The organism is Hydrogenophaga sp., from assembly GCF_026125825.1.
Classification (GTDB): Bacteria; Pseudomonadota; Gammaproteobacteria; order Burkholderiales; family Burkholderiaceae_C; genus Hydrogenophaga.
Map to the genome: position 1 here is coordinate 78795 of NZ_JAHCKK010000001.1, position 22739 is coordinate 101533.

Annotated in this window: 21 protein-coding genes and 1 pseudogene; 6 read left to right on the top strand and 16 right to left on the bottom strand. The window is 64.4% G+C overall.

The genetic code is table 11. The features are described 5' to 3' along the window. The first annotated feature begins 99 nt into the window (after window positions 1-99). The 5 genes from KIT86_RS00360 to KIT86_RS00380 all read left to right on the top strand — a co-directional run bounded on the left by KIT86_RS00360 (window position 100) and on the right by KIT86_RS00380 (window position 4954). On the top strand, window positions 100-783 hold the full coding sequence (locus KIT86_RS00360; RefSeq protein WP_056278382.1) for a nitroreductase: 684 nt from the start codon (window positions 100-102) through the stop codon (window positions 781-783). 63 nt (window positions 784-846) lie between these two features. After that, the gene (locus KIT86_RS00365; protein ID WP_297393934.1) at window positions 847-2484 is read left to right on the top strand and encodes a class I adenylate-forming enzyme family protein; all 1638 of its coding nucleotides are present in this window, start codon (window positions 847-849) and stop codon (window positions 2482-2484) included. A gap of 26 nt (window positions 2485-2510) precedes the next feature. After that, window positions 2511-3713, top strand: a complete 1203-nt coding sequence (locus KIT86_RS00370; protein WP_297393936.1) for a thiolase — start codon at window positions 2511-2513, stop codon at window positions 3711-3713. Continuing rightward, window positions 3710-4141 carry an OB-fold domain-containing protein gene (locus KIT86_RS00375; protein ID WP_210830019.1) on the top strand — a complete coding sequence of 144 codons (432 nt, stop codon included), beginning with the start codon at window positions 3710-3712 and terminating at the stop codon, window positions 4139-4141. The genes KIT86_RS00370 and KIT86_RS00375 overlap by 4 nt, the downstream gene beginning before the upstream one ends. A 144-nt stretch (window positions 4142-4285) precedes the next feature. Continuing rightward, on the top strand, window positions 4286-4954 hold the full coding sequence (locus KIT86_RS00380) for a LysR family substrate-binding domain-containing protein (protein WP_297393939.1): 669 nt from the start codon (window positions 4286-4288) through the stop codon (window positions 4952-4954). Between the two features lie 4 nt (window positions 4955-4958). On the opposite strand, the pseudogene KIT86_RS00385 reads toward KIT86_RS00380, so the two are convergent. From KIT86_RS00385 to KIT86_RS00460, 16 genes and pseudogenes are all read right to left on the bottom strand, one after another. Then, window positions 4959-5263, bottom strand: a pseudogene (locus KIT86_RS00385) (aminotransferase class III-fold pyridoxal phosphate-dependent enzyme); the annotation flags it as partial. 71 nt (window positions 5264-5334) lie between these two features. Then, window positions 5335-5751, bottom strand: coding sequence for an aspartate 1-decarboxylase (gene panD / locus KIT86_RS00390; RefSeq protein WP_297393941.1), 417 nt, complete (start codon window positions 5749-5751; stop codon window positions 5335-5337). A gap of 11 nt (window positions 5752-5762) precedes the next feature. Continuing rightward, complete coding sequence (bioB, locus tag KIT86_RS00395; RefSeq protein WP_297393942.1) at window positions 5763-6788, bottom strand: biotin synthase BioB; 1026 nt, start codon at window positions 6786-6788, stop codon at window positions 5763-5765. 85 nt (window positions 6789-6873) lie between these two features. After that, a complete protein-coding gene (locus tag KIT86_RS00400) occupies window positions 6874-7662 on the bottom strand; it encodes a citryl-CoA lyase (RefSeq protein ID WP_056278412.1) in 789 nt (262 codons plus the stop codon). A gap of 36 nt (window positions 7663-7698) precedes the next feature. Continuing rightward, window positions 7699-8538: a CoA ester lyase gene (locus KIT86_RS00405; RefSeq protein WP_297393944.1), complete on the bottom strand. Its 840-nt coding sequence runs from the start codon at window positions 8536-8538 to the stop codon at window positions 7699-7701. A 2-nt stretch (window positions 8539-8540) separates the two neighbouring features. Continuing rightward, window positions 8541-9905 carry an MmgE/PrpD family protein gene (locus KIT86_RS00410; protein ID WP_056278598.1) on the bottom strand — a complete coding sequence of 455 codons (1365 nt, stop codon included), beginning with the start codon at window positions 9903-9905 and terminating at the stop codon, window positions 8541-8543. Between the two features lie 16 nt (window positions 9906-9921). Further along, window positions 9922-11100, bottom strand: a complete 1179-nt coding sequence (locus KIT86_RS00415; protein WP_056278417.1) for a CaiB/BaiF CoA-transferase family protein — start codon at window positions 11098-11100, stop codon at window positions 9922-9924. An 11-nt stretch (window positions 11101-11111) separates the two neighbouring features. Continuing rightward, entirely contained in the window at window positions 11112-12269 is a 1158-nt protein-coding gene (locus KIT86_RS00420; protein ID WP_056278421.1) for an acyl-CoA dehydrogenase family protein, read from the bottom strand. Window positions 12270-12320: 51 nt separating this feature from the next. Beyond that, on the bottom strand, window positions 12321-13103 hold the full coding sequence (locus KIT86_RS00425; protein ID WP_056278424.1) for an enoyl-CoA hydratase-related protein: 783 nt from the start codon (window positions 13101-13103) through the stop codon (window positions 12321-12323). A 31-nt stretch (window positions 13104-13134) separates the two neighbouring features. Beyond that, on the bottom strand, window positions 13135-15117 hold the full coding sequence (locus KIT86_RS00430; RefSeq protein ID WP_056278426.1) for an acetoacetate--CoA ligase: 1983 nt from the start codon (window positions 15115-15117) through the stop codon (window positions 13135-13137). Then, window positions 15114-16337 carry a CoA transferase gene (locus KIT86_RS00435; protein ID WP_297393947.1) on the bottom strand — a complete coding sequence of 408 codons (1224 nt, stop codon included), beginning with the start codon at window positions 16335-16337 and terminating at the stop codon, window positions 15114-15116. Before KIT86_RS00435 ends, KIT86_RS00430 begins: the two co-directional genes overlap by 4 nt. Before the next feature lie 14 nt (window positions 16338-16351). Beyond that, window positions 16352-17140 (bottom strand): enoyl-CoA hydratase-related protein, encoded by a 789-nt coding sequence (locus KIT86_RS00440; protein WP_056278432.1) that lies wholly within the window; start codon window positions 17138-17140, stop codon window positions 16352-16354. A 208-nt stretch (window positions 17141-17348) separates the two neighbouring features. Then, window positions 17349-18941: an AMP-binding protein gene (locus KIT86_RS00445; protein WP_291086736.1), complete on the bottom strand. Its 1593-nt coding sequence runs from the start codon at window positions 18939-18941 to the stop codon at window positions 17349-17351. 99 nt (window positions 18942-19040) lie between these two features. Beyond that, window positions 19041-19979: an FAD-binding protein gene (locus KIT86_RS00450; protein WP_297393950.1), complete on the bottom strand. Its 939-nt coding sequence runs from the start codon at window positions 19977-19979 to the stop codon at window positions 19041-19043. Continuing rightward, a complete protein-coding gene (locus KIT86_RS00455; protein ID WP_291086739.1) occupies window positions 19979-20728 on the bottom strand; it encodes an electron transfer flavoprotein subunit beta/FixA family protein in 750 nt (249 codons plus the stop codon). Before KIT86_RS00455 ends, KIT86_RS00450 begins: the two co-directional genes overlap by 1 nt. Window positions 20729-20792: 64 nt before the next feature. Next, window positions 20793-21398: a TetR/AcrR family transcriptional regulator gene (locus KIT86_RS00460; RefSeq protein ID WP_291086741.1), complete on the bottom strand. Its 606-nt coding sequence runs from the start codon at window positions 21396-21398 to the stop codon at window positions 20793-20795. Between the two features lie 151 nt (window positions 21399-21549). Between KIT86_RS00460 and KIT86_RS00465 the strand changes: the two genes are divergently transcribed. Then, window positions 21550-22686, top strand: coding sequence for an acyl-CoA dehydrogenase family protein (locus KIT86_RS00465; protein WP_297393952.1), 1137 nt, complete (start codon window positions 21550-21552; stop codon window positions 22684-22686). The last annotated feature ends 53 nt before the right edge of the window (window positions 22687-22739 follow it).

The following is a 22739-nucleotide window of genomic DNA, read 5'->3' on the forward strand; positions in this document are numbered from 1 at the left end:
TGCCATCCTATCCGAACGTCGTATGGGAGTCCAGCGGTGCAAGTCTCACCGCGTCGTTTCTTCTCCGTAGCTCTACGCAGTCAGAAAGGCAGTCCGTCCGTGCATGTTGATGAAGCGATTCGCAGTCGAAAATCGGTCAGGCGGTTTCTACCCACGTCCGTTCCTTCCTCGGTTGTGCAGCACATTTTGAACGTGGCGGCGCGAGCCCCGAGTGGCAACAACGTGCAGCCGTGGAAGGTGTATGCGGTGGCGGGCGAGTCCCGGCAGCGTCTGTGCGATGCCTTCATTGAGGCGGCCACGCACGAGCCAGACCGCCACCAGCCTGAATACGCCTACTACCCCACCACCTGGGTCGAGCCCTACCTGGATCGTCGGCGGCGCTGCGGTTTTGGCCTGTATGCCAGCCTGGGCATCGCCCGCGACGATGCGGCGGCGCGCGCGCATCAGATGCTGCGCAACTACCTGTTCTTCGACGCGCCGGTGGGCCTGCTCGTCACGCTCGATCGCCGCCTGAACACCGGCAGCTTCATGGATCTGGGCATGTTCATCCAGAACATTCTGGTGGCCGCCCGCGCACAGGGCCTGCACACCTGTGCGCAGGCGGCGCTTGCTTGGTACCACAAAGTGGCGCGTGCCCAACTGCCTATCAGCGACCACGAAATCCTCGCTTGCGGCATCGCCCTGGGACACGAGGACCTGTCGGCCCCGGAGAACGCCTTCATCACCGAACGAACCGATGTGGAGACGTTTTCCAGCTTCCATGGTTTCGACGCGGCTCGCTGAGATCACGCGCCAGCGATTGAACCTTTGATTCATTCCGACAAGCACACCCAAAGGAGCCGCGCGATGATTCTGCACACTGCTGAGACCTTGAAGCGTTACACCGAAAGCGGCCACTGGGGCCGGCGCACCCTGCTCGATTTGCTGCGCGAGACGGCGGCCAAGGCGCCGGAGCGGCCCGCCGTGGTCGACCCGGCTGATCGGCCTGATCTGACCGGAACAGCAGCACAGAACCTGAGCTATCGGGAGTTCGCCGCGGCCGTCGACGCCATCGCGACCGGGCTGCTGGACATGGGTTTGCGCAAGGATGAAATCGTAGTCGTGCAACTGCCCAACGTATGGGAACTGGTTGCCATGTTTCTTGCGGTCAGCCGCGCCGGCGGCGTGCTCTCGCCGATGCCGATTCAGTGGCGCGACAACGAGTTCCAGAATGTCAAGAAACTCACCGAGGCGCGCTTCTTCTTCGGGATGCGCGATTTCAAGGGTGCCGATCAACTCGCCATCGCCGAGAAGACCGGATTTGTCGCGCTGCCGATCGAGCGTATTGCCGAGATGGCGCGTGGTGCGGCCGACGTGGCCAGGCTCGACGCCATCGGTGTCGACGCCAACGACATTTTCAGCCTATGCTGGTCGTCCGGCACCGAAGCCCTTTCCAAGGGCTGCCCGATGTCTCACAACAACTGGCTCTTTCAGATGAACCTGATCCCGCTGACGGCCGGGCTGCACGAAGGGGACCGGGTGCTGGCGACCGCGCCGGTGGTCAACATGACCGGTGTGGCGACCTGGCTGGCTTCGCTGGCCATCGGGGGCACGACGCTCTTGCATCACCCGCTGAACATGCCGCTGCTTCTCAAGCAGTTGATGCATGACCAGGTGCATTTCACCCTGCTGGTGCCTGCCCTGCTGAACATGATCCTCAAGTTGCCCAACGTCGATCAGCTTGACTTCTCCAGCGTGCGCTGCATCGCCTCGGGTTCGGCGCAACCCTCGCGCTGGAGCATGGAGGAGTTCAAGCGGCGCTGGAACATCGAAATCCTGCACGCCTGGGGACAGACCGAAGGCACCGCGGTGTTTGCAGGGGCGCGAGACGTGCCCGATTTCGCCAAGCGGGCAGATCACTTTCCGTGGTGGGGTCGCCCGGGCGTCGAGTGGCCCTCGGACATCCAGGGTGTAGAGATGAAGCTGCTCGATGAGAGCGGTGCAGAATGCACGCAGCCCGGCCAGGTGGGCGAGCTGGTCTACCGCGGACCCAATGTGTTTGCTGGCTATTACCAGCGGCCGGACCTGGCGATAAGCACGTTCACCCCCGACGGCTTTTGCCGCACAGGTGACTTTTTCATCGTGCGGGACGTTCACCACATCGGTTTCTTTGACCGCAAGAAAGACATCATCATTCGCGGTGGCTTCAACGTTAGCGCAGCCGAGGTCGAGAACCTGGTTCTCACCCATCCCGGCGTGCAGGAGGTGGCGGCGGTGGCGGTGCCCGACGAGATCATGGGCGAGAAGACCTGTATCTTCGTCGTTCCGAAGGACAAGGCCCAGCCGCCGGCGCTGGAGGATATCGTCGGCCACCTGAAGCAGATCGGCGTGGCAGCTTACAAGCGGCCCGAGCGCATCGAGTACCTTGACGCCATCCCGCGCAACCCGGTAGGAAAAATCCTGAAGGCAGAACTGCGCAAGCACCTGCGCCCCGCGGCTGCCTGAGCCCACTCCGACCCACGAACCCAGTTATGGCAAACATCAAATCCGCACCCTCGTCGCATACGCTTCGCGGTAAAACCGCGATCATCGGTGCGGGCATTTCCGCCGTCGGCCGCGTGCCGGGCAAGAGCGCGCTCGCGCTGGCCGCCGACGCAGCGGGCAAGGCGCTGGCCGAGGCCGGCATCGGCAAGCACGAGGTCGATGGCGTGCTCTCAAGCTCCGCCTTTGCCTCGCCGTTCCACCGCTTCAGCGTGGCTTTCAGCGAATACCTGGGCATCCAGCCAACGTTTTCCAACACGCTGCAGGTCTCCGGCGCCACGGCGGCCACCATGTTCAACATCGCCGCCGCCGCCATTGCCGGCGGCCTGGCCGAGACGGTGCTGGTGGTGGGGGGCGACAGCCTGCTGACCGGTCTGTCCCCCGACCTTGCCCTGCGCTCGATGACCGAAAGCCGGGACCAGCAATACGAAATGCCCTTCGGCATTCCCGTGGCCAACACCTTCGCCATGACCGCGCATCGGCACATGAAAGAGTTCGGCACCACCTCCGAGCAGTTTGCCAAGGTGGCGGTGATCCACCGCGAACACGCACGCCGCACGCCGGGGGCGCAGATGACCGATCCGCTGAGCGTCGATGACGTGCTGAATTCCGGCTGGGTGACAACGCCTTACCACAAGCTCGACTGCTCTCTCATCTCCGACGGCGCAGCAGCCTTCATCGTCACGTCGGCCGAGCGCGCCAGGGCGCTGGGAATTGCCAAGCCCATTTACATCCTCGGCGGCGGCGAATGCTACACGCACGAGCACATCTTCCTGATGCCCTCGCTGACCACCACGGGCGCGGTGCAGTCGAGCGCCAGGGCCTACGCCATGGCGGGCTGCGGGCCGAAGGACATCGACGTGGCCGGGGTCTATGACTGCTTCACCGGCACGGTGATCATGATGCTGGAGGACCTCGGGTTCTGCCCCAAGGGCGAAGGTGGGCGCTTCGTCGAGGACGGGCAGATCACCTACGGCGGAGCCATCCCCTGCAACACCCATGGCGGCCTGCTGTCGTTTGCGCACTCGGGCATGCCGGGCTCGCTGTTTCATTTCTATGAGGTCGTCAACCAGCTGCGCGGAAGCTGCGGTGAACGCCAGGTCGCGGGTGCTGAACTTGGCATGGTGCACAGCCTGGGCGCCGGTTTTGCGACCAACGCCACCACCATCCTGGGAACGGAGGCCACGCTGTGATCAACCCAAAAGACGCCCACCTCAAGCCGCAGCCGATGCCGGATGCGGATTCTGAAATCTATTGGCGCGGCATTCAGGAAGGCGAGCTGCTGCTGCAGCACTGCCTTGCGTGCGGCCACGTGCAGCTCTACCAACAGGCGATCTGCCGTGAGTGCGGTAGCGAGCGCCTTGATCACCGCGCCGCCAGCGGTCGCGCCAAGGTGTATTCGTTCAGCGTGGTCCACCGGGCGCCCGGCCCGGCCTTCAAGCAGGACACGCCCTATGCCGTGCTGCTGGTAGAACTCGAAGAAGGTCCGCGGATGATCAGCGCCTTCGTCGGTCCAGATCCTTCGGTGGTCACCTTCGACATGGCTGTCGAGCTGGTTTGCGAGCCCGTCGGGGGCGGTGTGTCGCTGCCGCGATTCCGGGCGGCCGGACTTCAAGCGTGAAACAGCGTCTTCGCGTGCCATCTGAGGAAATGACCCATCCAAAAGCGACATTTCGCTGGCCCCATTTCGCTGCGTCGTCCTCCCAGGCGGTAGTCGAGGGGGCGCCCCCTGACCAGACGGCGGCCACGATTGCGCGGCGGGCGATTGCGCATTGGCTTTGTAGGCTCCGCCACCTATGCGATGCTGCCACGCGTACTGCCGCTTTTTCGCGAGCGCTACCCGAATGTGGTGCTCGACTTGCGCGAAGGCACGACCACACAGATACTTCGCGACCTGGAGGCTGGTGCGCTGGACCTAGGGCTCGTTCGATACCCCGTGGCAGAAGCCACACCGATCGAAATCAGACCGGTGGAATGGGACAGACTGGTGGTCGCCTTGCCGATGCACCATCCGCTGACCCGGCGCAAACGCGTGGCGCTATCGGACTTGGCCAATGAAGCTTTCATCATGTACTCAGCGTCGAGCGCGGTAAACCTTAGAGCACAGGTGATGCTGGTCTGCCAGACCGCTGGCTTTACTCCCCGGGTCACGCAGGAAGCCGTGCAGGTTCAGACGTTGGTCAGTCTTGTGGAAAGCGGCATCGGGGTGGCATTGGTCCCTGCAGCATGCAGCACAGGTTCCACCAGGCGAGTGGAGTTTCGCGATGTGTCGTCAGAAGCATCGCTCGCGGTAGCGCTCGGCGTGGCAATGCAGCCGAGCGCCGACGGTAGCGCTGCACAGCGTTTCCGGCAGATGTTGGAAGAGAACCCTCCTCAAAACGGTGACACTGTTCTTTTGCGTCGCCGAAAGCCAGTTCCGCGCGGATCACTTTGACGCTCTCGGTGGTGCTGGCGCCGTCGCTCCCGTTGAAGGCGTGGCCCAGGCCAGTGAGCGCAGCCAGGCGCTCGGACAGTTCAACCGCCGGCCCGTGGGTGAAACCAGCCAGCATCACGTGGTCGAGCGTGTGCAACAGATCGATCAGCGCGGTGCGGATGGCGGGGTGGTTGTGCCCGAACAGGTTGACCCACCAGGAGCTGATCGCATTCAGATGGCACCAGCCTCCGTGGTCGCGCAGCCACACGCCTGGGCCCGCGCCACGGGAATCAGCGGCAGCGCAGCACCCTCGGACGCGTGCAGCTTCATCTGGGTGCAGGGGTGCCAAACCCCAGCCGGGCTGCGCTAGCGCCAGGCGTCGTTGGCCGACACAGGTAGCATCAAAGCTCGGCGCCTAGGGGCCGGATGACCGGATCGCCGGACTGCGGACCGGCGGGCTCGCTGCGGGTCTCGACGATGCGGTTGGCGGCGTCGGGGAACACCAGCTTCGGCACGGCCTCGTCGAGCTTGTCCTCGTGAACCATGCCAAAGGCCGCGATGATCACCAGGTCGCCCACACTGGCGCGCCGGGCGGCCGAGCCGTTGAGCGAAATGATGCCGCTGCCGCGCGGCGACTTGATGGCGTAGGTGATGAAACGTTCGCCGTTGTTGACGTTCCAGATGTGCACCTGTTCGTTGGGGCGGATGTTGCTCGCCTCAAGCAGGTCTTCGTCGATGCCGCAGGACCCTTCGTAGTGCAGCTCGCAGTGGGTGACGGTGGCGCGGTGGATTTTGGATTTCAGCAGGGTGCGAAACATGGTCGTGGTCCTCAGGCGCCCATAGTGTGGCGCGCATGCAGGCCCAGGCGCTGCATCAGCGCCCGGTCGCGTTCGATGTCGGGGTTGCCGGTGGTCAGCAGCTTCTCGCCATAAAAGATGGAGTTGGCGCCGGCCGCAAAACACAGGGCCTGCACCGCATCGCTCATCTGCTGGCGCCCGGCCGACAGGCGCACCCGGGCTCGCGGCATGGTGATGCGGGCGACCGCGATCATGCGCACGAACTCCAGCGGGTCCAGTTCGGCCTGATCGGCCAGCGGCGTGCCTTCGACCTTGACCAGGTTGTTGATCGGCACCGATTCGGGGTAATCGGGCGCCAGGTTGGCCAGCTGGGCGATCAGCGCCGCACGCTGCACCCGCGTCTCGCCCATGCCCACGATCCCGCCACTGCAGACCCGGACGCCCGCCCCGCGCACGCGTTGCAGGGTGTCGAGCCGGTCCTGGTAATCGCGCGTGGTGACGATGTCGCCGTAAAAGTCGGGGGCGCTGTCCAGGTTGTGGTTGTAGTAGTCGAGCCCGGCGTCGCGCAGGGTTTCGGCGTGGCCCTCGTTGAGCATGCCCAGGGTGGCGCAGGCCTCCAGGCCCACGTCCTTGACCGCGCGCACCAGCTCGGCCACGGCTTGCACGTCGCGGTCCTTGGGCGCGCGCCAGGCCGCGCCCATGCAGAAGCGTGTGGCGCCGGCCGCCTTGGCGCGCACGGCCGCGTCGCGCACCTCTTCCACCGCCATGAGCTTACTGGCCGCTACGCCGGTGTCGTAGTGCACCGACTGCGGGCAGTAGCCACAGTCTTCCGGGCAGCCACCGGTCTTGATCGACAGCAGCGTGGCGAGCTCGACCTCGGTCGGGTCGAAGTGCTCGCGGTGAACGGTCTGCGCGCGAAACAGAAGCTCGGTAAACGGCTGATCGAACAGCGCCACTACGGCTTCGGTCGACCAGGCTCCCACGCTCGATGCCTCGGCAGTCTGCGAAGGTGATTGCACCCAGTGAATGGGTTCTTCTCTCAGGATCGTGTCATTCATCGCGCAATACTCCAGTGGTGTCCAGCAAAATTCAATCGATAGATCGACGCGGGCGCATCGTGCCTGCAAGGCCAGCCACAGCGCTTCAGGCGCCTTGCGGCCTGATGTGCTGGGTGGCCTCGTCTTCGACCCGCTGCCAGATCTCGACCGCCATCGGGTTCTTGCTCTCTTCCAGGATGTGCCCCACCAGCCCGATGGCACGCGCCAGGACGCCGATGCCGCGCACGATTTTCCATGGCAGCCCGAGTTCGCAGCTGATGGCGCCGATGGCGCCGGTCGCGTTGACGGGAAGCGACTTGCCAGCGGCGCGTTCGGCCTCGTCGCAGATCAGTTGTTCCAGGCGGATGTAGTCGCCGGAAAAGCCGTTGTCTTTGGCGATCTGGAACAGGCGCGGGGCACGCGGATCGACCGGCTTGTGCAGCGGATGGCCGAGCCCCGGAATGATCTGGCCACGCTCTCGGTAGGCCGCCACGGTTTCGCGCGCAATGCGCTCCAGATCGGCGTCGCGTGTGCCCGGCGGCAGCGCCTCGTACAGCATTTTGGCGGTGCCTTCGGTGCTGCCGACGAACACGCTGCCCAGGCCGCACAATCCGGCCGCCACCGCCGCCTGCAGCGATTCGGGCGCACCGGCGTAAGTCAGTCGCGCGACCAGCGCACTCGGCGTGATGCCGTGTTCGACCAGCGTCACCGCGATCGCGTTGAATACGTTGGACTCCTGCGGCGTCGGCATGCGCCCGACGATCTGCAGGAAGGCCATATCACCCAGGTTGAGATGGCCAAGAATTTCGTCGGGCAGGCTTTTGCCGTGCACCTCGATGCGGTCGGGGGTACTCCACGCAATGTCGGAGCGGATGGGTTTGTTCTTGCGGGTCATGAGAAATTCCAGTCGGTTTGGGGTGGGCTTAAAAAATCAGGCGCTCAGACCCGCGTCGCGCAGCACGGCTTGTGCACGCTGGTACACCGGCAGATCGACCATCTGGCTGTCAACCGCCACAGCGGAACCACCCGCCGTTTCAAATGCTTTGCAGACGCGGCGCGCCCAGTCAAGCCGTTCGGGGGGCGGCGTGAACACCGCCTGGACGATGGCAAGCTGCTTCGGGTGGATGCACAGCTTGGCACCAAAGCCGAGTCGACGTGAGCGTTCAGTGTCCGCCTGCAAGCGTTGCAGGTCCTCGATCGCGGTGCTGACACCATCAACTGGCGCGGCCAGCCCGGCCAGCCGCGAGGCCAGCACCACTTGTGAGCGGAAAGCCAGCAGCTCTGACTCCGCGCCATCGGGCGCACAGTCAATGCCCAGATCGAGCGCCAGATCGACGCTGCCAAAAGCCAGGCGGATCACGCCCGGCACGCTCGCAATGCTGTGGATTTCCCTAAGGCCGCGCGCCGACTCGATGATCGGCAACACGTCCTTATAGGTGATCTCGACCACGGTGCACACGGCATCGATACCCTCGGCCTTGGGCAGCATCACCGCCGCCACACCAGGATGGCGACACAGTTCGAGATCGTCTTCAAACCAGGGCGTGCCAGCGGCATTGATGCGCACAACCAGCGGTGCCGACGCATCAAGCGCCGTCGCCAGCGCGTCGCGTGCGCTCGCCTTCGCCTCGGGGGCAACCGCGTCTTCCAGATCAACAATCACCGCGTCGGCGCCGCTGGCGCGCGCCTTGGCAAAACGCTCAGGCCTGTCTGCGGGCACAAAAAGATAGGCACGCCGCAGGACATGGAGGCCGAGGGTGCTGGTCGCCATGCTCATGCCGCCAACCAGCGCTCGATGTGCGGCGCCTCGGCGACCGCCCAGACGCGCGCGATCAGTGCCTCCACCTCTGCAGGCGTGGCCCCCTTGCCGTAGGCCGCCAGGCGCTGCGCCTTGTCTTCCAGCTCGGCACGTGTCAGGGTGTTGCCAGGGTCGCCTTTGGGCTCATCGACCCGCGCGCCAAAGGTGTGGCCATCGCGCGTGCTCACCGTTACCTTGCCGATCCAGCGCTGCGGGTAGGCCTTATCGACCTCGGCGTCGAGCTGCATCGTCACGCGGTCGCGCAAGGCGGCCACGCGCGGCGCGAGGTAATGCGCTTCAAATTCATTCAGCCCGGCAAAGCCGTATTCGGCGGCCAGCGCCAGCACCGTGCCCATTGAGAATTTGGCCTGGTGCACGGTGGCGGGCACGGTGACGCGGCCCAGCACGTCGATGGCGCCCTGGTGCACATGGGTGGTCACCGCGGCAATATCGTCGGCCTTGAGCCCATGCGTCTGCATCAGCGCCAGCAGCGCGTCGGCGCTGGGGTGGGTGTGGCGGCACGAGGCGTGGTATTTGAACGAGGTTTCCGCCGTGGCCCAGCGCTGGCCCAGGCGGTCGGTCAGGCGCGCCGGATCGGCGTCGTTCGACATGCCCGCAGCCATGCCTTGCGCGCCTTCCAGAATCTGGCGCGCGCCGGTCAGCCCCTCGCGCGCCAAGTAGGCGCAGGCCAAGCCGCTGGACGCCGCATGCGCGGTGTGCAGTTGCTTGGAGTCAGCGGCGTCGCGCAAAAACTCCCACAGCCCGGCGGCTTGTGTGCCGGCGCTGCCGAAGGCATGCAGCATGGTGGTCGCATCGAGCTTGAGCAGCCGTCCGGCCGCCGCAGCGGCGGCCAGCGTGCCGGCGGTGGCCGTGGTGTGAAAGATGCGGTAGTGCGAGCGGCCCAGGAACTCGCCCACCCGAATGCCGACTTCATAGCCCGCCACTACGGCGGCCAGGAACTCGCGGCCGCTGGCACCGATGTCCTGCGCGATGGCCAGCGCCGCCGGGAACACGACGGCTGCGGGATGAAACACCGAGCCGTTGTGGACGTCATCCTGCTCGGCGAAATGCGAGGCGGCCGCGTTGACCATCGCAGCGAAATGGGGCGAGGTGGTGCGGCGCGAGATCAGCACCTCGGCGCGGCCGGAGGCCGGCCCCATGGTGCGGGCATAGGCTTCGATGGCCTCGACCGGCCGGGCGCCCTTGCCCGCCAACGCGGAGGCGTACCAGTCGAGGAACAGGTCTTCGGTTCGGCGCAGCACCGGCGCCGGAATGGTGTCGAATGACAGATCGGCGGCAAAGGCAGCCAGCGTCGCGCTCGGGTTTGTATCTGGGGTCATGGCATCGATCTCGCAGTCAGATGGCTTGGTCTGCACGCAGCCGGGCGATGTCAGTCTCGCCGTAGCCGAGCTCGGTCAGGATGGCTTCGGTGTGCTGACCCAGCGCAGGCACCGGCCCCATGGGCGGCGGCGGCTCGCTGCCCTGGACGTGGTGCGGCGGGTACAGCGCCGGCAGCGTGCCGCCTGGCGAATCGATCTCGGTCCAGCGCCCACGCGCCGCGAGTTGCGGGTGCTTCCACAGGTCGGCCATCTCGTTGAGCTGGCCGTTGGCGATTTGCGCCGCATCCAGCCGCGCCACCAGTTGCGCCGCGGTCAGGGTGGCGCAGACACCTTCGATGATGCCGCGCAGTTTCTCGCGCTGGGCCAGCCGGTTGGCGTTGCCCAGGTACTGTGCGGTCAGCTCGGGCAATTGCAACACCTGGTTGCAGAAGGTGGCCCATTCGCGGTCGTGCTGCACCGCCAGCACCACCTGCTTGCCGTCGCCGCAGGTAAAAGGGCCGTAGGGGTAAATGGCGGCGTGCGAGGCGCCAGCACGCAGCGGCGGCGGCTGGCCATCCAGCGTGTAGTAGAGCGGGAAGCCCATCCATTCGGACATGGCTTCGAGCATGGAGATTTCGAGCCGTTGGCCACGCCCCGTGCGCCCGCGCTCCAGCAAAGCGGCCAGCACGCTGCTGTAGGCGTACATGCCAGCGGCGATGTCGGCAATCGACAGTCCGGCCTTGGATGGCGTCTCCGGCGTTCCGGTCACCGACACAAAACCGGCTTCGCTCTGGATCAGCAGGTCATAGGCCTTTTTCGCGGTGTAGGGGCCGCCGTCGCCGTAGCCCGAGATGTCGCACACCACGATGCGCGGGTTGACCGGCGCCAGGCTGGCATGGTCCAGTCCCATGCGCGCGGCAGCACCGGGCGCCAGATTCTGCACCAGCACGTCGGCGCGCTCCACCAGCTTTTGCAGTACGGCGCGTGCGGCCGGGTGTTTGAGGTCGAGCGTCAGGCTTTCCTTGGAGCGGTTGCACCAGACGAAGTGGGAAGCCGAGCCGTGGGCCCGGCTGTCGTAGGCGCGGGCGAAGTCGCCCTCGCCCGGACGCTCGACCTTGATGACGCGCGCGCCGAGATCGGCCAACTGGCGGGTGCAGAACGGCGCGGCAATCGCGTGCTCCAGCGTGACAATCAGCATTCCTTCCAATGGACGCATGGCAATTTCTTTCAGAATGAGCGCGGCAACTCGAGCACATGCTCGGCCACGTAACTCAGAATCAGGTTGGTGGAGATCGGCGCCACTTGGTACAGCCGGGTTTCGCGGAACTTGCGCTCGATGTCGTATTCGCAGGCAAAGCCAAAGCCGCCATGGGTCTGAATGGCGGTGTTGGCCGCCTCCCAGGAGGCTTTGGCGGCCAGGTACTTGGCCATATTGGCCTCTGCGCCACACGGTTGGTGGGCGTCAAACAGCTCGCAGGCACGCCAGCGCATCAGGTCAGCGGCTTCGGTCTCGATGTGGGCCTCGGCCAAGGGAAACTGCACGCCCTGGTTCTGCCCAATCGGGCGGTCAAACACGCGGCGCTCGCGGGCATAGCGGGCGCTGCGCTCGACGAACCAGCGGGCGTCGCCAATGCACTCGGCGGCAATCAGCGTGCGCTCGGCGTTCAGGCCGTCCAGGATGTACTTGAAACCTTTGCCCTCCTCGCCGATCAGGTTCTCGGCCGGGATTTCGAGGTTGTCGAAGAACAGCTCATTGGTCTCGTGGTTGACCATGTTGCGGATCGGGTTCACAGTCATGCCCTGGCCAATGGCCTGGTGCAGGTCAACGATAAAGATCGACATGCCCTCTGACTTGCGCTTTACATCCTTGAGCGGGGTGGTGCGTGCCAGCAAAATCATCAGATCGGAGTGCTGAATCCGCGAGATCCAGACCTTCTGGCCATTGACCACATAGCGGTCGCCCTGCTTGACTGCGGTGGTCTTGATCTTGGTGGTGTCGGTGCCTGTGGTTGGCTCGGTCACGCCCATGGACTGCAGGCGCAGATCGCCGCTGGCGATTTTTGGCAGGTAGCGGCGCTTTTGCTCGTCCGAGCCATGGCGCAGCAAGGTGCCCATGTTGTACATCTGGCCGTGACAGGCGCCGGCATTGCCGCCGCAGCGGTTGACCTCTTCCATCACCACCGAGGCTTCGGCCAGACCCAAGCCAGCTCCGCCGTACTCCTGCGGAATCATCACCGCCAGCCAGCCGGCCCTGGTCAGCGCGTCCACACACGCCTCGGGGTAAGCACGGGCATCGTCAATCTTGCGAAAGTACTCGTCAGGGAAGCGTTTGAAAAGATCGCGCAGCGCGGCACGCAACTCGGGGTAACGTTCTTGGTTCATCATTTTCAGTCTCTAAAAGTTCCCCGCCGAGCCGCGCAGGATAAAGGTTACCGGTTAGCGGAATTTGCTGAAGTCGGGCTTGCGTTTCTCAAGAAAGGCGCTGGCCCCTTCCTGCTGCTCGCCGGTACTGAAATAGTTAGGTGCCACTTCCTGGATCAGGTCGTTCATGTCCTTGCCCATGATCGGGGCCATGTGGTGGTAGAACGAACGCTTGACAATCTTCAGGCAGGTCGGCGACAGCGACAGCAATTCGTCGCAGTACTTCTGCACCTCTTCGTCGAGTTGGGCCATGGGCACCACCGAGTTGGCCAGACCCCAGTCGAACGCCTGCTTCGCGCTGTAGCGGCGGCACAGCATCCACAGTTCGCGCGCCCGCTTGTGGCCAAGCACATTGGCCGCGTGCGAGACGATGTAGCCACCGGCCGGTGAGCCGACGCGTGGCCCGTTCTGACCAAAGATCGCATGCTCGGCGGCAATCGTGAAGTCACAAAAGTAGGCAATGTGGTGACCGGCACCAATGGCATAGCCGTTGACGCGCGCGATCACCGGCTTGGGACATTCGGCGATCTGGCGGTTGAAGTTGAATTCCAGGTCCTGCAGGCCGCTCTTGCCACCTTCGCCCTTTTCCCAGTTGACATCACCGCCGACACAAAAGGCGCGCTCGCCAGCACCGGTCAGCACGATCACGCCGACCTTCGGATCGTCGCCGGCCTGGGCCAGCAGTCGCTCCATGTCCTTGATGGTGTCACCAGTGAAAGCGTTGAGCGTCTTGGGCCGATTGATGGTGATGGTGGCAACGTAATTTTTGACGTCGTAAATGACTTCCTGATCGCTCATGGTGTTTCTTCGTGATATTGGTTGGGGGAAACTATCGGGTCTGCGTGGCACGCACGCGCGCAAACTCAAGAAACCAGTCAAGGCTGGCGGGGTTGGCCAGCGCATCGCGGTTGACCACTTTGTCGATGGGCTGGCCGAGCAGCAGCTTCTTGATCGGCAGTTCGAGCTTCTTGCCGGTGAGCGTGCGCGGCACCTCGGCCACGGGAAACACCTCGTCCGGCACATGGCGCGGCGACGCGGCCGCGCGGATGGCGCTCTTGATGCGCCCGATCAGCGGCGCGTCCAGCGCCACGCCCTGGCGCAGCACGACGAACATCGGCATATAGCTTTCGCGCCCCAGAAACTCAAGATCGACCACCAAACTGTCGAGCACTTCGGGCAGCGCCTCGACCACGCTGTAGATGTCGCTCGTGCCCATGCGCACGCCGTGGCGGTTGATGGTGGTGTCGCTGCGGCCGTAGATGATTGCGCCGCCGCGCGGTGTGATGCGAAGCCAGTCGCCATGCCGCCAGACGCCGGGGTACATGTCGAAATAACTGTCCAGATAGCGCCGGTTGCCGGGGTCGTTCCAGAAGTAGAGGGGCATGGACGGCATGGGCGCGGTGCAGACCAACTCACCCACCTCGTCCACGACCGGCTGGCCCTGCTCGTTGAAGGCCTCGACGCGCGCCCCGAGGCAGCGCCCCTGCATTTCTCCCACGACAACGGGCAGGGTCGGCACGCCGCCGACGAAGGCCCCTGCGAAGTCGGTGCCGCCGGAGATCGGGTTGATCCAGACATCGCGCCCGACATGCTTGGCAATCCACTGGTAGCTTTCCAGGGACAGTGGCGAGCCGGTCGAACCCACGGTGCGCAGCGGCCCCAGCGCGCCCACCTCGCGCGGCTCTACGCCTGTTTTCTGGCAGGCCGCATAAAACGCCGCACCGGCACCCAGAAACGTCACGCCGACTTCCCCCGCGAAGCGCCACAGCGTGGTGTAGTCGGGCCAGGCCGGGGCGCCGTCGTACAGGCAGACCGTCGCCCCCACCAGCAAGCCACCCACCTGGCAGTTCCACATGATCCAGCCCGTGGTGGAAAACCAGTGGAAGCGGTCTTCGGGACCGAGGTCGTTGTGCAGGCGCATCAGCTTGACCTGCTCCAGCACGATGCCGCCATGGCCGTGCACGATGGGTTTGGGCAAGCCGGTGGTGCCCGATGAATACACCACCCACAGCGGGTGGTCGAAAGGCATTGACTCAATGCGCAGTTCAGCTGGGCCGCTGACCACCTCGCTCCAGAGCACGCCACCGCGCAGCGCGCCCACGCTGGCGCTGCGCTCCAGGTAGGGCAGGAGCACGCAGCGCTCGACGCTGGGCAGCCCGTCGAGCAGCATGGCCACGGTGTCGCGCCGGTCGAAGCGCTTGCCACCCCAGCGGTAGCCATCGACCGCGATCAACACCTTCGGATCGATTTGCCGGAAACGGTCCAGCACCGTGGGCGCCCCCATGTCGGGCGAGCACACCGACCAGATCGCCCCCACGGAAACCGTGGCCAGAAAAGCCACGATGGATTGCGGAATATTGGGCAGGTAGGCCACCACGCGGTCGCCCGGCCCCACGCCCGCTGCGCGCAGCCACTGCGCCAGCGCCGCCACTTGGTCCTGCAGCGTGCGCCAAGACATGTCCGCCCGCTCGCCCGCTTCATTGCGAAAAACGATGGCCGGTCTGGCATCCGTAGCGTGCCGGAACACCTGCCGCGCATAGTTGGTGCGCGCGCCCACAAACCATTGCGCGCCCGGCATCTGCCGATCGCTCAGAACCGGGCCATTCCAGTCGTCGAGCGGAAGCTCAAAATAGCCGACGATGGCGCCCCAGAAACCCTCCAAGTCATCCACGGACCATTGCCACAAGGCCTCGTAGCCGGCAAAGCGCACGCCTTTTTCGCGTTCCAGCCATTGTTGGAAACAGGTCAACTCGGCACCCGCGATGCGATCCGCGCTGGGGATCCACAGAATGTCGGGCGAAGTTTTGCTCATGGTTTCCCTACTGCTGCGGTTGCCATGGCAGTTTCGTGCAGGCGCACGACCCCGTCGCGCACCAGTTGGGCAATCTCCGGCCCACCATAGCCCAGTTCGCCCAACACCGGCCCGGTATGCTGCCCCAGCGCGGGAGGTGCCAGCATGTCACCGATCTTGCGCATGCCCGCGGCAAGCTGCGCCGGAAAAGGGATTAGCGGCAGCCCCGGCATCTCAGGATGCTCCACGAAACGGGCGACCAGCACCGGGTCGGCCATGGCCTCGGACACCGTGTTCACCGGACCACAGGGAATATCGGCGGCCTCGAAGGCTGCCACCCAGGTAGCCGCCGAACGGGTGATGAAAATCGCCTCCAGTTCAGCCAGCAGCGCCGGCCGGTTGGCAATGCGCACCGCATTGCGCTGGTAACGCGGATCGGTGAGCCACTCCAGCCGCTCGATGACGGCGCAAAACCGCTTGAACGCACCCTCATTCACCACCGACACGCTGAACCAGGCACCGTCGGAGCCTCGAAAGTGACGGCTCGGCACAGCAATCGGCAGGTTCACCGCACGAACCGGCTCGCGCTGCTCAACCGCATATTCACCCACCTTGCTGGCAAGAAAATTGAACATGGTGTCCACCAGGGACAACTCCACGCGCTGCCCCTGGCCGGTCTGCTGCCAATACATCACCGCGGCCAGCACGCCCAACGCGCCGCACATGCCGGACGCCACATCGATGATCGGCAAGCCGATACGAACCGGTGGATTGCCCTCTTCCCCGCTGGCGTAGAAGGCCCCCGTCATGCCCTGCACCACGCTGTCGACCGAGGGCCTGAGCCGGTAGTCGCCCTGCTCACCGAAGGCGCTGACCATGTAGTACACCAGCGTCGGGTTGATGCGCCGCACCGCGTCGTAGGTCAGCGCATGTGTCTCGGCAAAGTCGGGGCGAAAGTTGTGCACCAGAACCTGGGCTTTTGAAATCAGCCGCTCCAGCACCGAGCGCCCGGCAGGGGTGCGTATGTCCAGCGCGATCGACTCCTTGCCCCGGTTGCAGGTCATGAAAGCGACGCTGGAGTCGCCATAAAACGGTGGGCCAAAATGCCGCCCCTCCTCGCCGGCGATCGCCTCGACCTTGATGACGCGCGCGCCCAGATCGGCCAGCACCATGGCCGCGTAAGGCCCGGCAATCAAGCGGGACAGATCGATGACGGTGATGCCACTCAGAATGCCTTGCACGGCGCCGCCCTTTTTTACTTGCTGGCGCGCGAGCGGGTGCGGAAAGCCGCAATGCCGGCGCGATGCTCGGGCGTGTCTTCGAGCACCGCCATGTGCGAGGACACCATGTCCAAGTGCGTGGCGAGCGCCATGGTCTGGCTTTGGTAGACGGCGCGGCGAAAAAAGCGCACCGCCTGCTGCGGCTTGGCGGCAATGGTGCGCGCCATATCGTAGGTGGCGGTCATCAGTTCGGCATCGGGCACCACGCGATTGACCATGCCAATGCGTTCGGCCTCTTCCGCCCCCACCACGCGACCGGTCCAGAACAACTCAAGCGCGCGCGCGGTGCCAATCAGGCGCGGCAAGTACCAGGCACCGGCATCACCAGCCATCAGTCCGATGTTGATATAACTCTCGGCAAGCGTGGCCGAGCTGGCCATCAAACGGATATCGCACATCAAAGCCATGTCGCAGCCAGCGCCTCGCGCAGCGCCGTTGACAGCGGCAATGACCGGTTTTTCCATCCGCTCCAGCGTGAGCGCAATGCGATGCACGTGGCGGTACAGAAAATCCTTGCGTCCCATGCTGTCCATTTCGCTGAATTTGGCCATCTCCTCGAAATCGCCGCCGGCACAAAAAGCACGACCGGCACCGGTGACGACGATGACCTTGACTCGCTCATCAGCTTCGGCCTGCTCAAGTGCTGCGCGCCAAGCATCCACCATCTCAAGATCGAAGGCATTGAGCTGATCGGGCCGGTTGAGGGTCAGGGTCGCAATGCCGTCGGCATCAACCGCAAGCAAGATGGCAGGAACGACGGACATGGAAAACCTTTCTGACGGTGGGATGAACAAGGATCAAGGATCAAGGGCGACTGTCCGCGCCTGCCGGAAACCGGCTGGTTTCGATAAAGGTCATGCGAACATATTGACAGAACGGTGGTTAGTTAGGACCTCAAGCCGAAGCACGCCTTGCAAGCAGCCTGGTCACAGGCGCGGGCGTGTGTTGCACACCCCATGACCTTCCCGACACCTATCGTTCAATGTCCTCGTACAGGGCGCGATAGCTGTCACGCAGCGGATGCTTTTGAATCTTGCCGGTGGAGGTCATCGGCAAGGCATCGACGATGCGGATCGCCTTGGGCACCTCAAAGCCACCGAGATGCTCCTTGCAGTGGTTGATCAACTCGGCCTCGTCGGCCTGCGCCCCTGGCTTGAGCACCACGAAGGCGGTGACCGCCTCGACCCAGCGCGGGTGCGGCAAACCTACCGCCGCCACATTGGCCACCGCCGGGTGGCGCAGCAACGTGGCCTCGACCTTGATGGACGGCACGTTTTCGCCGCCGGTCTTGATCATGTCCTTCTTGCGGTCCCTGAACATCATCTGGCCATCGACCCACATGCCGAGGTCACCGGTGTGGTGCCAGCCGAAAGCGCGTGCCTCGGCGGTGGCTTCGGGATTTTTGTAGTAGCCCTCCATCACGTTCGGACCGCGGTGCACGATCTCGCCGACCTCGCCGGGGCCGAGCAGCTGGCCCGCGTCGTCCATCACCGCCGTGTCGTTGATCAATGCACTGACGCCCCAGTAGGAACCAAAGCGTTTAAGCTGCTCTTCGGGCCGGAAGGCCATGGTGAGCGGGTACATCTCGGTCTGGCCGGTGGCCAATGAGTAATTCGGGCAGAACTCGGCGATCAGGCGGCGCAGCAGGGTCTCGGCCATGGGCGCCATGGCGTACACGCACATGCGCAGGCTCGACAGGTCGCGCCCCGGGCGCGAGGGATGATCGAGCATGGCCTGGTGCATCAGCGGCAAGCCCACCAGCAAGGTCACCCGTTCACGCTCGATGGCGTCGAGCATGGCGGCGGGTTCGAAAGCGCGCATCACAATCACCGTGCCGCCGCCCGCCAGCACGCCGCACATCAGCGTGTGCTGGGCGCAATGAAAGAGGGGCAGCACGGCAATGTTCACGGCATCGCGCCACACCCCCAACTCAAGCGCGTTGTTCATCGCTGCCATCACCACCGACAAATGGCTTTGCATCACCCCTTTAGGGCGGCCGGTGGTTCCGCTGGTGTACATGATCTGGGCTACGTCGCGGTCATGAATTTCGACCTCGGACTCAGTGGCAGACTGCGCAGCAATCGCTGCAGCGAAGCTGCAGAAAGCCCCAGCCCCCTCGCCTTCCAGCACCCATCCGCGACCGGGCTGCGCCTCGATGGCTGCACGCAACTCCGGGCGCACCAGCAGAGCGGCATCCACCAGCAGGAAGCGCGCCTCAGAGTGGTCGATGATGTAGCGAACGTCATCCAGCCCCAGGCCGGTGTTGATCGGCACCCAGATCAGGCCGGCGCGATGGATGCCGAACATGGCCACCAGGAACTCAAGCGAGTTATTGCATAGCGTGGTCACGCGGTCACCTCGCACCAAGCCAGCGGCCAGCAAGGCATTGGCGCAGCGGGTCACGCGCTCATCGAGCTCACCGTAGCTCATGCTCTGATCGCCGAGCACGAACGCCGTCTTGGCGCGGTCTCGCGCTGCCGAGCGGCGCAGGAAGTCGCCGATGGCCACGCGGGCAATTGCGCCAGGGGATGGCACATCAGCGATGACGGAGGTTGATGGGCTCATGATCGATGTCTCCTACTTTTTGAATTGTTTGGCCGGTGCCGCCGACCATACTGCCAGGAACAGGCCTGGCCTCTGCTTTACCTCGGCATCCGCTGCAACCTATAACGCAGTCACCAATTCGGGCACCGCTGTGAACAGATCCGCCACCAGCCCATAGTCGGCCACCTGGAAGATCGGCGCTTCGGCGTCCTTGTTGATCGCAACGATCACCTTGCTGTCCTTCATGCCGGCCAGGTGCTGGATGGCGCCCGAGATGCCAACCGCCACGTACAACTGGGGTGCCACGATCTTGCCGGTCTGGCCGACCTGGTAGTCGTTGGGCGCGTAGCCGGCGTCGACGGCGGCGCGCGAGGCGCCGATCGCCGCGCCAAGCTTGTCGGCCAGCGGCTCCAGCACGGCGTGAAACTTGTCGGCCGCGCCCAGTCCGCGTCCGCCCGATACGATGACCGATGCAGCGGCGAGTTCCGGGCGCTCCAGCTTCACCACCTCACGCCCGACCAGGGTGGTCAAGCCGAGATCGCCAGCCGCGTCCAGCGTCTCGACCGCTGCCGTGCCGCCCGCACCGACCGGGTCGAAGGCGGTGGTGCGAATGCTCAGCACCTTGATGGCATCCTTCGATTGCACGCGGGCCAGCGCGTTGCCGGCATAGAACGGGCGCAGGAAGGTGTCGGGCGACTCGATCGCGATCACGTCCGACACCTGGGAGGCGTCCAGCAAGGCCGCCACGCGCGGCAGCACGTTCTTGCCAAAGGAGGTGGCTGGCGCCAGCACATGGGTGTAGCCGACATCGGCGCGCACGCGTGAGCGCACCAGCTCGGCCAGGTTCTCGGCCAGGTGGGCCTCTAGGTGCGCCGCGTCAACGTGCAGCACCTTGCTCACGCCCGCAACCGCCGCCGCAGTCTGGGCCACGGCAGCGCAGTTGCGGCCCGCCACCAGCACATGAATGTCGCCGCCGATGCGCGTGGCGGCGGCAATCGTGTTCAGCGTGGCCGCTTTGAGTACGGCGTTGTCGTGTTCCGCAATGATCAGGGTTGTCATCAGATCACCTTCGCTTCTTCTTTGAGTCGTTTGACGAGTTCGGCCGGGTCGGCCACCTTGATGCCGGCCTTGCGGGTCGGCGGCTCGCTGACGTTCAGGGTCACGGTGCGTGGCGCAATGTCGATGCCGAGCTCGGCCGCCTTGATCACCTCCATCGGCTTTTTCTTGGCCTTCATGATGTTGGGCAGCGTGATGAAGCGCGGCTCGTTCAGGCGCAGGTCGGTCGTGATCACGGCCGGCAGCTTCATGGCCAGGGTTTCCAGGCCACCGTCGATCTCGCGAGTGATGGTGGCCGTGTCGCCGCTGATCTGCACCTTGGAGGCGAAGCTGGCCTGGGCCCAGCCCATCAGCGCACCAAACATCTGGCCAGTCTGGCCAGCGTCGTCATCAATCGCCTGCTTGCCGAAGATGGCGAACTGCACACCTTCTTTTTGGGCCACATGCTGCATCAGCTTGGCCACCGCGAGCGGTTCGAGCGCGGCGTCAGTTTCAACCAGCACGGCGCGATCAGCGCCGATGGCCATGGCGCTGCGCAGCGTTTCCTGGCAAGCCGCCGGGCCACAGGAAACAACGATCACTTCAGAAGCGACACCGGCCTCCCTGAGGCGCACCGCCTCTTCGCATGCGATCTCGTCGAAAGGGTTCATGGACAACTTCTGGTTCGCGAGATCGACTCCCGAACCGTCGGACTTGACGCGGGCCTTGACGTTGTAGTCCAGCACCCGCTTGACGGCGACCAATATCTTCACTTTATCTCCATGTGACTAAAATAAACAATTGAAAACGGTAAGATGGAAGCCGAATCCGGCCCGTTCAATCACTGCTCACTCCCGATGCGGCCACACGAGGAAACAGCATCGCGTACATGCGCTGCGCCAACGCATCGATGTCCAGACGCCCGCCAGGCCGGTACCACTGCGCCGTCCAGTTGAGGGCACCGAGAACTGTCTGGCGCACCAACACGACATCTGTATCGACCAGGCCCAGCGCCGCAGCCTCGCTGATCGGCGTCATCCACAAGGTCTCGTAGGCGTCGCGCGATGCCATCACCCGGGTCTGGGCGGCCGGCGAAAGGCTGCGCCACTCATAGAGCAGCACGGTCATGGCGTCGAGCCTCGTACCCAGCAAAGCCTTCAGGTGGCTGCGCACCATCGACAGCAGCCGCTCGGGCAAGCGAACTTCGCCAGCCAGCCCGTCGCGCACCGACCGCATGATGTCGCGAACACCCTCCTCCATGATCGCCACCAGCAGATCCTCCTTGGTCGCGAAATGGTAGAAGAGCGAGCCTGAAGTCATGCCCATGGCTTGGGCAATCTCGCGCACCGAAGTGCGCTCAAAACCCTGGCGCCGGAACCGGCTCGCCGCGGCCGCCAGGATCGCATCTCTGCGCGAGAGTGGGTTGTCTTGCTCCTTTGCCATGCCGTATACTATATCATCTAACAAGCGTTTGGTCGATTGGTTTGTCTATCGTGCGTTGGGTGCTTCCGGCGCTTTCCCACGTGGACGAGCAACTCTTCGCGACCGTCGGCCATGCCAGTGCCAATGCCAATCGAACTTCATGGACAGACCCATGCTCAACCGCACCCTCTTCGGTGAAGAACACGAACTCTTCCGGGACCAGGCACGTCGCTTTCTGGAAGAAGAAGTCATACCTCATCACGCCGGCTGGGAAAACGATGGCATCGTGCCGCGCGCCGTCTGGCGCAAGGCCGGCGCCGCCGGCCTGCTGTGCCCCGCCATACCCGAGCAATACGGCGGCGGTGGCGGTACGCGCCTGCATAGTGCTGTGCTCATTGAAGAAGTCTCGCGCGCCGGCACCAGCGGCATTGGCTTCGGCCTGCACTCCGACATCGTGGCACCCTACATCCTGGCCTACGGCACCGAGGCGCAAAAGCGCAACTGGCTGCCGAAGATGGCCACCGGCGAAGTGATTGGCGCCATCGCCATGACTGAGCCGGGCGCGGGCAGCGACCTGCAAAGCGTGCGCACCAGTGCGGTCCGTGACGGCGACGAACTTGTGATCAATGGTCAAAAGACCTTTATCACCAACGGCCAGAACGCCGACGTGGTGATCGTTGTCGCCAAGACCGACCCGACGCAAGGCGCCAAGGGAACCTCGCTGGTGCTGGTCGAGACCAATCGCCCCGGCTTCACGCGCGGGCGCAATCTCGAAAAAATCGGCATGAAGGCGCAGGACACCTCGGAACTCTTCTTCGAAGACGTGCGCGTGCCGGCCAGCAACATCCTCGGCGGCGATGGCAAGGGCTTTTTCCTGCTGATGCAGGAACTGGCCTGGGAGCGCATGCAGATCGCCATCGGCGCGGTGGCGGGCGCCGAGGCCGCGCTCGAATGGACCCTGGCCTACACCAAGGATCGCAAGGCCTTCGGCCAGCGCGTGATCGATTTCCAGCACAACCGCTTCAAGCTCGCCGAAATGAAAACCGAGGTGCAGATCGCACAGGTCTTTGTCGACCGTCTGCTCGGCCTGCTGATGGACGGTCAACTTGATGACGCCACCGCCGCGATGGCCAAGTACTGGACCACCGACCTGCACTGCAAGGTGATCGACCAATGCCTGCAGATGTTCGGCGGCTTCGGCTACATGTGGGAGTACCCGATTGCCCGCGCCTATGCGGATGCGCGCGTCGCGCGCATCTACGGTGGCGCCAACGAAATCATGAAGGAAATCATCAGCCGCACGCTGTAGCAACTGCTGCCAACCGCCTGCCGCTCTTCCGCCCTCTTGCCTATCGCATCCCC

Excerpts from the sequence above, each read along its gene's own strand:
- KIT86_RS00445 (WP_291086736.1), bottom strand. The coding sequence starts at position 18,941 with ATGAGCCCATCAACCTCCGTCATCGCTGATGTGCCATCCCCTGGCGCA.
- KIT86_RS00450 (WP_297393950.1), bottom strand. The coding sequence starts at position 19,979 with ATGACAACCCTGATCATTGCGGAACACGACAACGCCGTACTCAAAGCG.
- KIT86_RS00365 (WP_297393934.1), top strand. The coding sequence starts at position 847 with ATGATTCTGCACACTGCTGAGACCTTGAAGCGTTACACCGAAAGCGGC.
- KIT86_RS00440 (WP_056278432.1), bottom strand. The coding sequence starts at position 17,140 with ATGTCCGTCGTTCCTGCCATCTTGCTTGCGGTTGATGCCGACGGCATT.
- KIT86_RS00430 (WP_056278426.1), bottom strand. The coding sequence starts at position 15,117 with ATGAGCAAAACTTCGCCCGACATTCTGTGGATCCCCAGCGCGGATCGC.
- KIT86_RS00460 (WP_291086741.1), bottom strand. The coding sequence starts at position 21,398 with ATGGCAAAGGAGCAAGACAACCCACTCTCGCGCAGAGATGCGATCCTG.
- KIT86_RS00410 (WP_056278598.1), bottom strand. The coding sequence starts at position 9,905 with ATGACCCCAGATACAAACCCGAGCGCGACGCTGGCTGCCTTTGCCGCC.
- KIT86_RS00370 (WP_297393936.1), top strand. The coding sequence starts at position 2,511 with ATGGCAAACATCAAATCCGCACCCTCGTCGCATACGCTTCGCGGTAAA.
- KIT86_RS00405 (WP_297393944.1), bottom strand. The coding sequence starts at position 8,538 with ATGGCGACCAGCACCCTCGGCCTCCATGTCCTGCGGCGTGCCTATCTT.
- panD (WP_297393941.1), bottom strand. The coding sequence starts at position 5,751 with ATGTTTCGCACCCTGCTGAAATCCAAAATCCACCGCGCCACCGTCACC.
- KIT86_RS00420 (WP_056278421.1), bottom strand. The coding sequence starts at position 12,269 with ATGATGAACCAAGAACGTTACCCCGAGTTGCGTGCCGCGCTGCGCGAT.
- KIT86_RS00415 (WP_056278417.1), bottom strand. The coding sequence starts at position 11,100 with ATGCGTCCATTGGAAGGAATGCTGATTGTCACGCTGGAGCACGCGATT.
- KIT86_RS00425 (WP_056278424.1), bottom strand. The coding sequence starts at position 13,103 with ATGAGCGATCAGGAAGTCATTTACGACGTCAAAAATTACGTTGCCACC.
- KIT86_RS00465 (WP_297393952.1), top strand. The coding sequence starts at position 21,550 with ATGCTCAACCGCACCCTCTTCGGTGAAGAACACGAACTCTTCCGGGAC.
- bioB (WP_297393942.1), bottom strand. The coding sequence starts at position 6,788 with ATGAATGACACGATCCTGAGAGAAGAACCCATTCACTGGGTGCAATCA.
- KIT86_RS00400 (WP_056278412.1), bottom strand. The coding sequence starts at position 7,662 with ATGACCCGCAAGAACAAACCCATCCGCTCCGACATTGCGTGGAGTACC.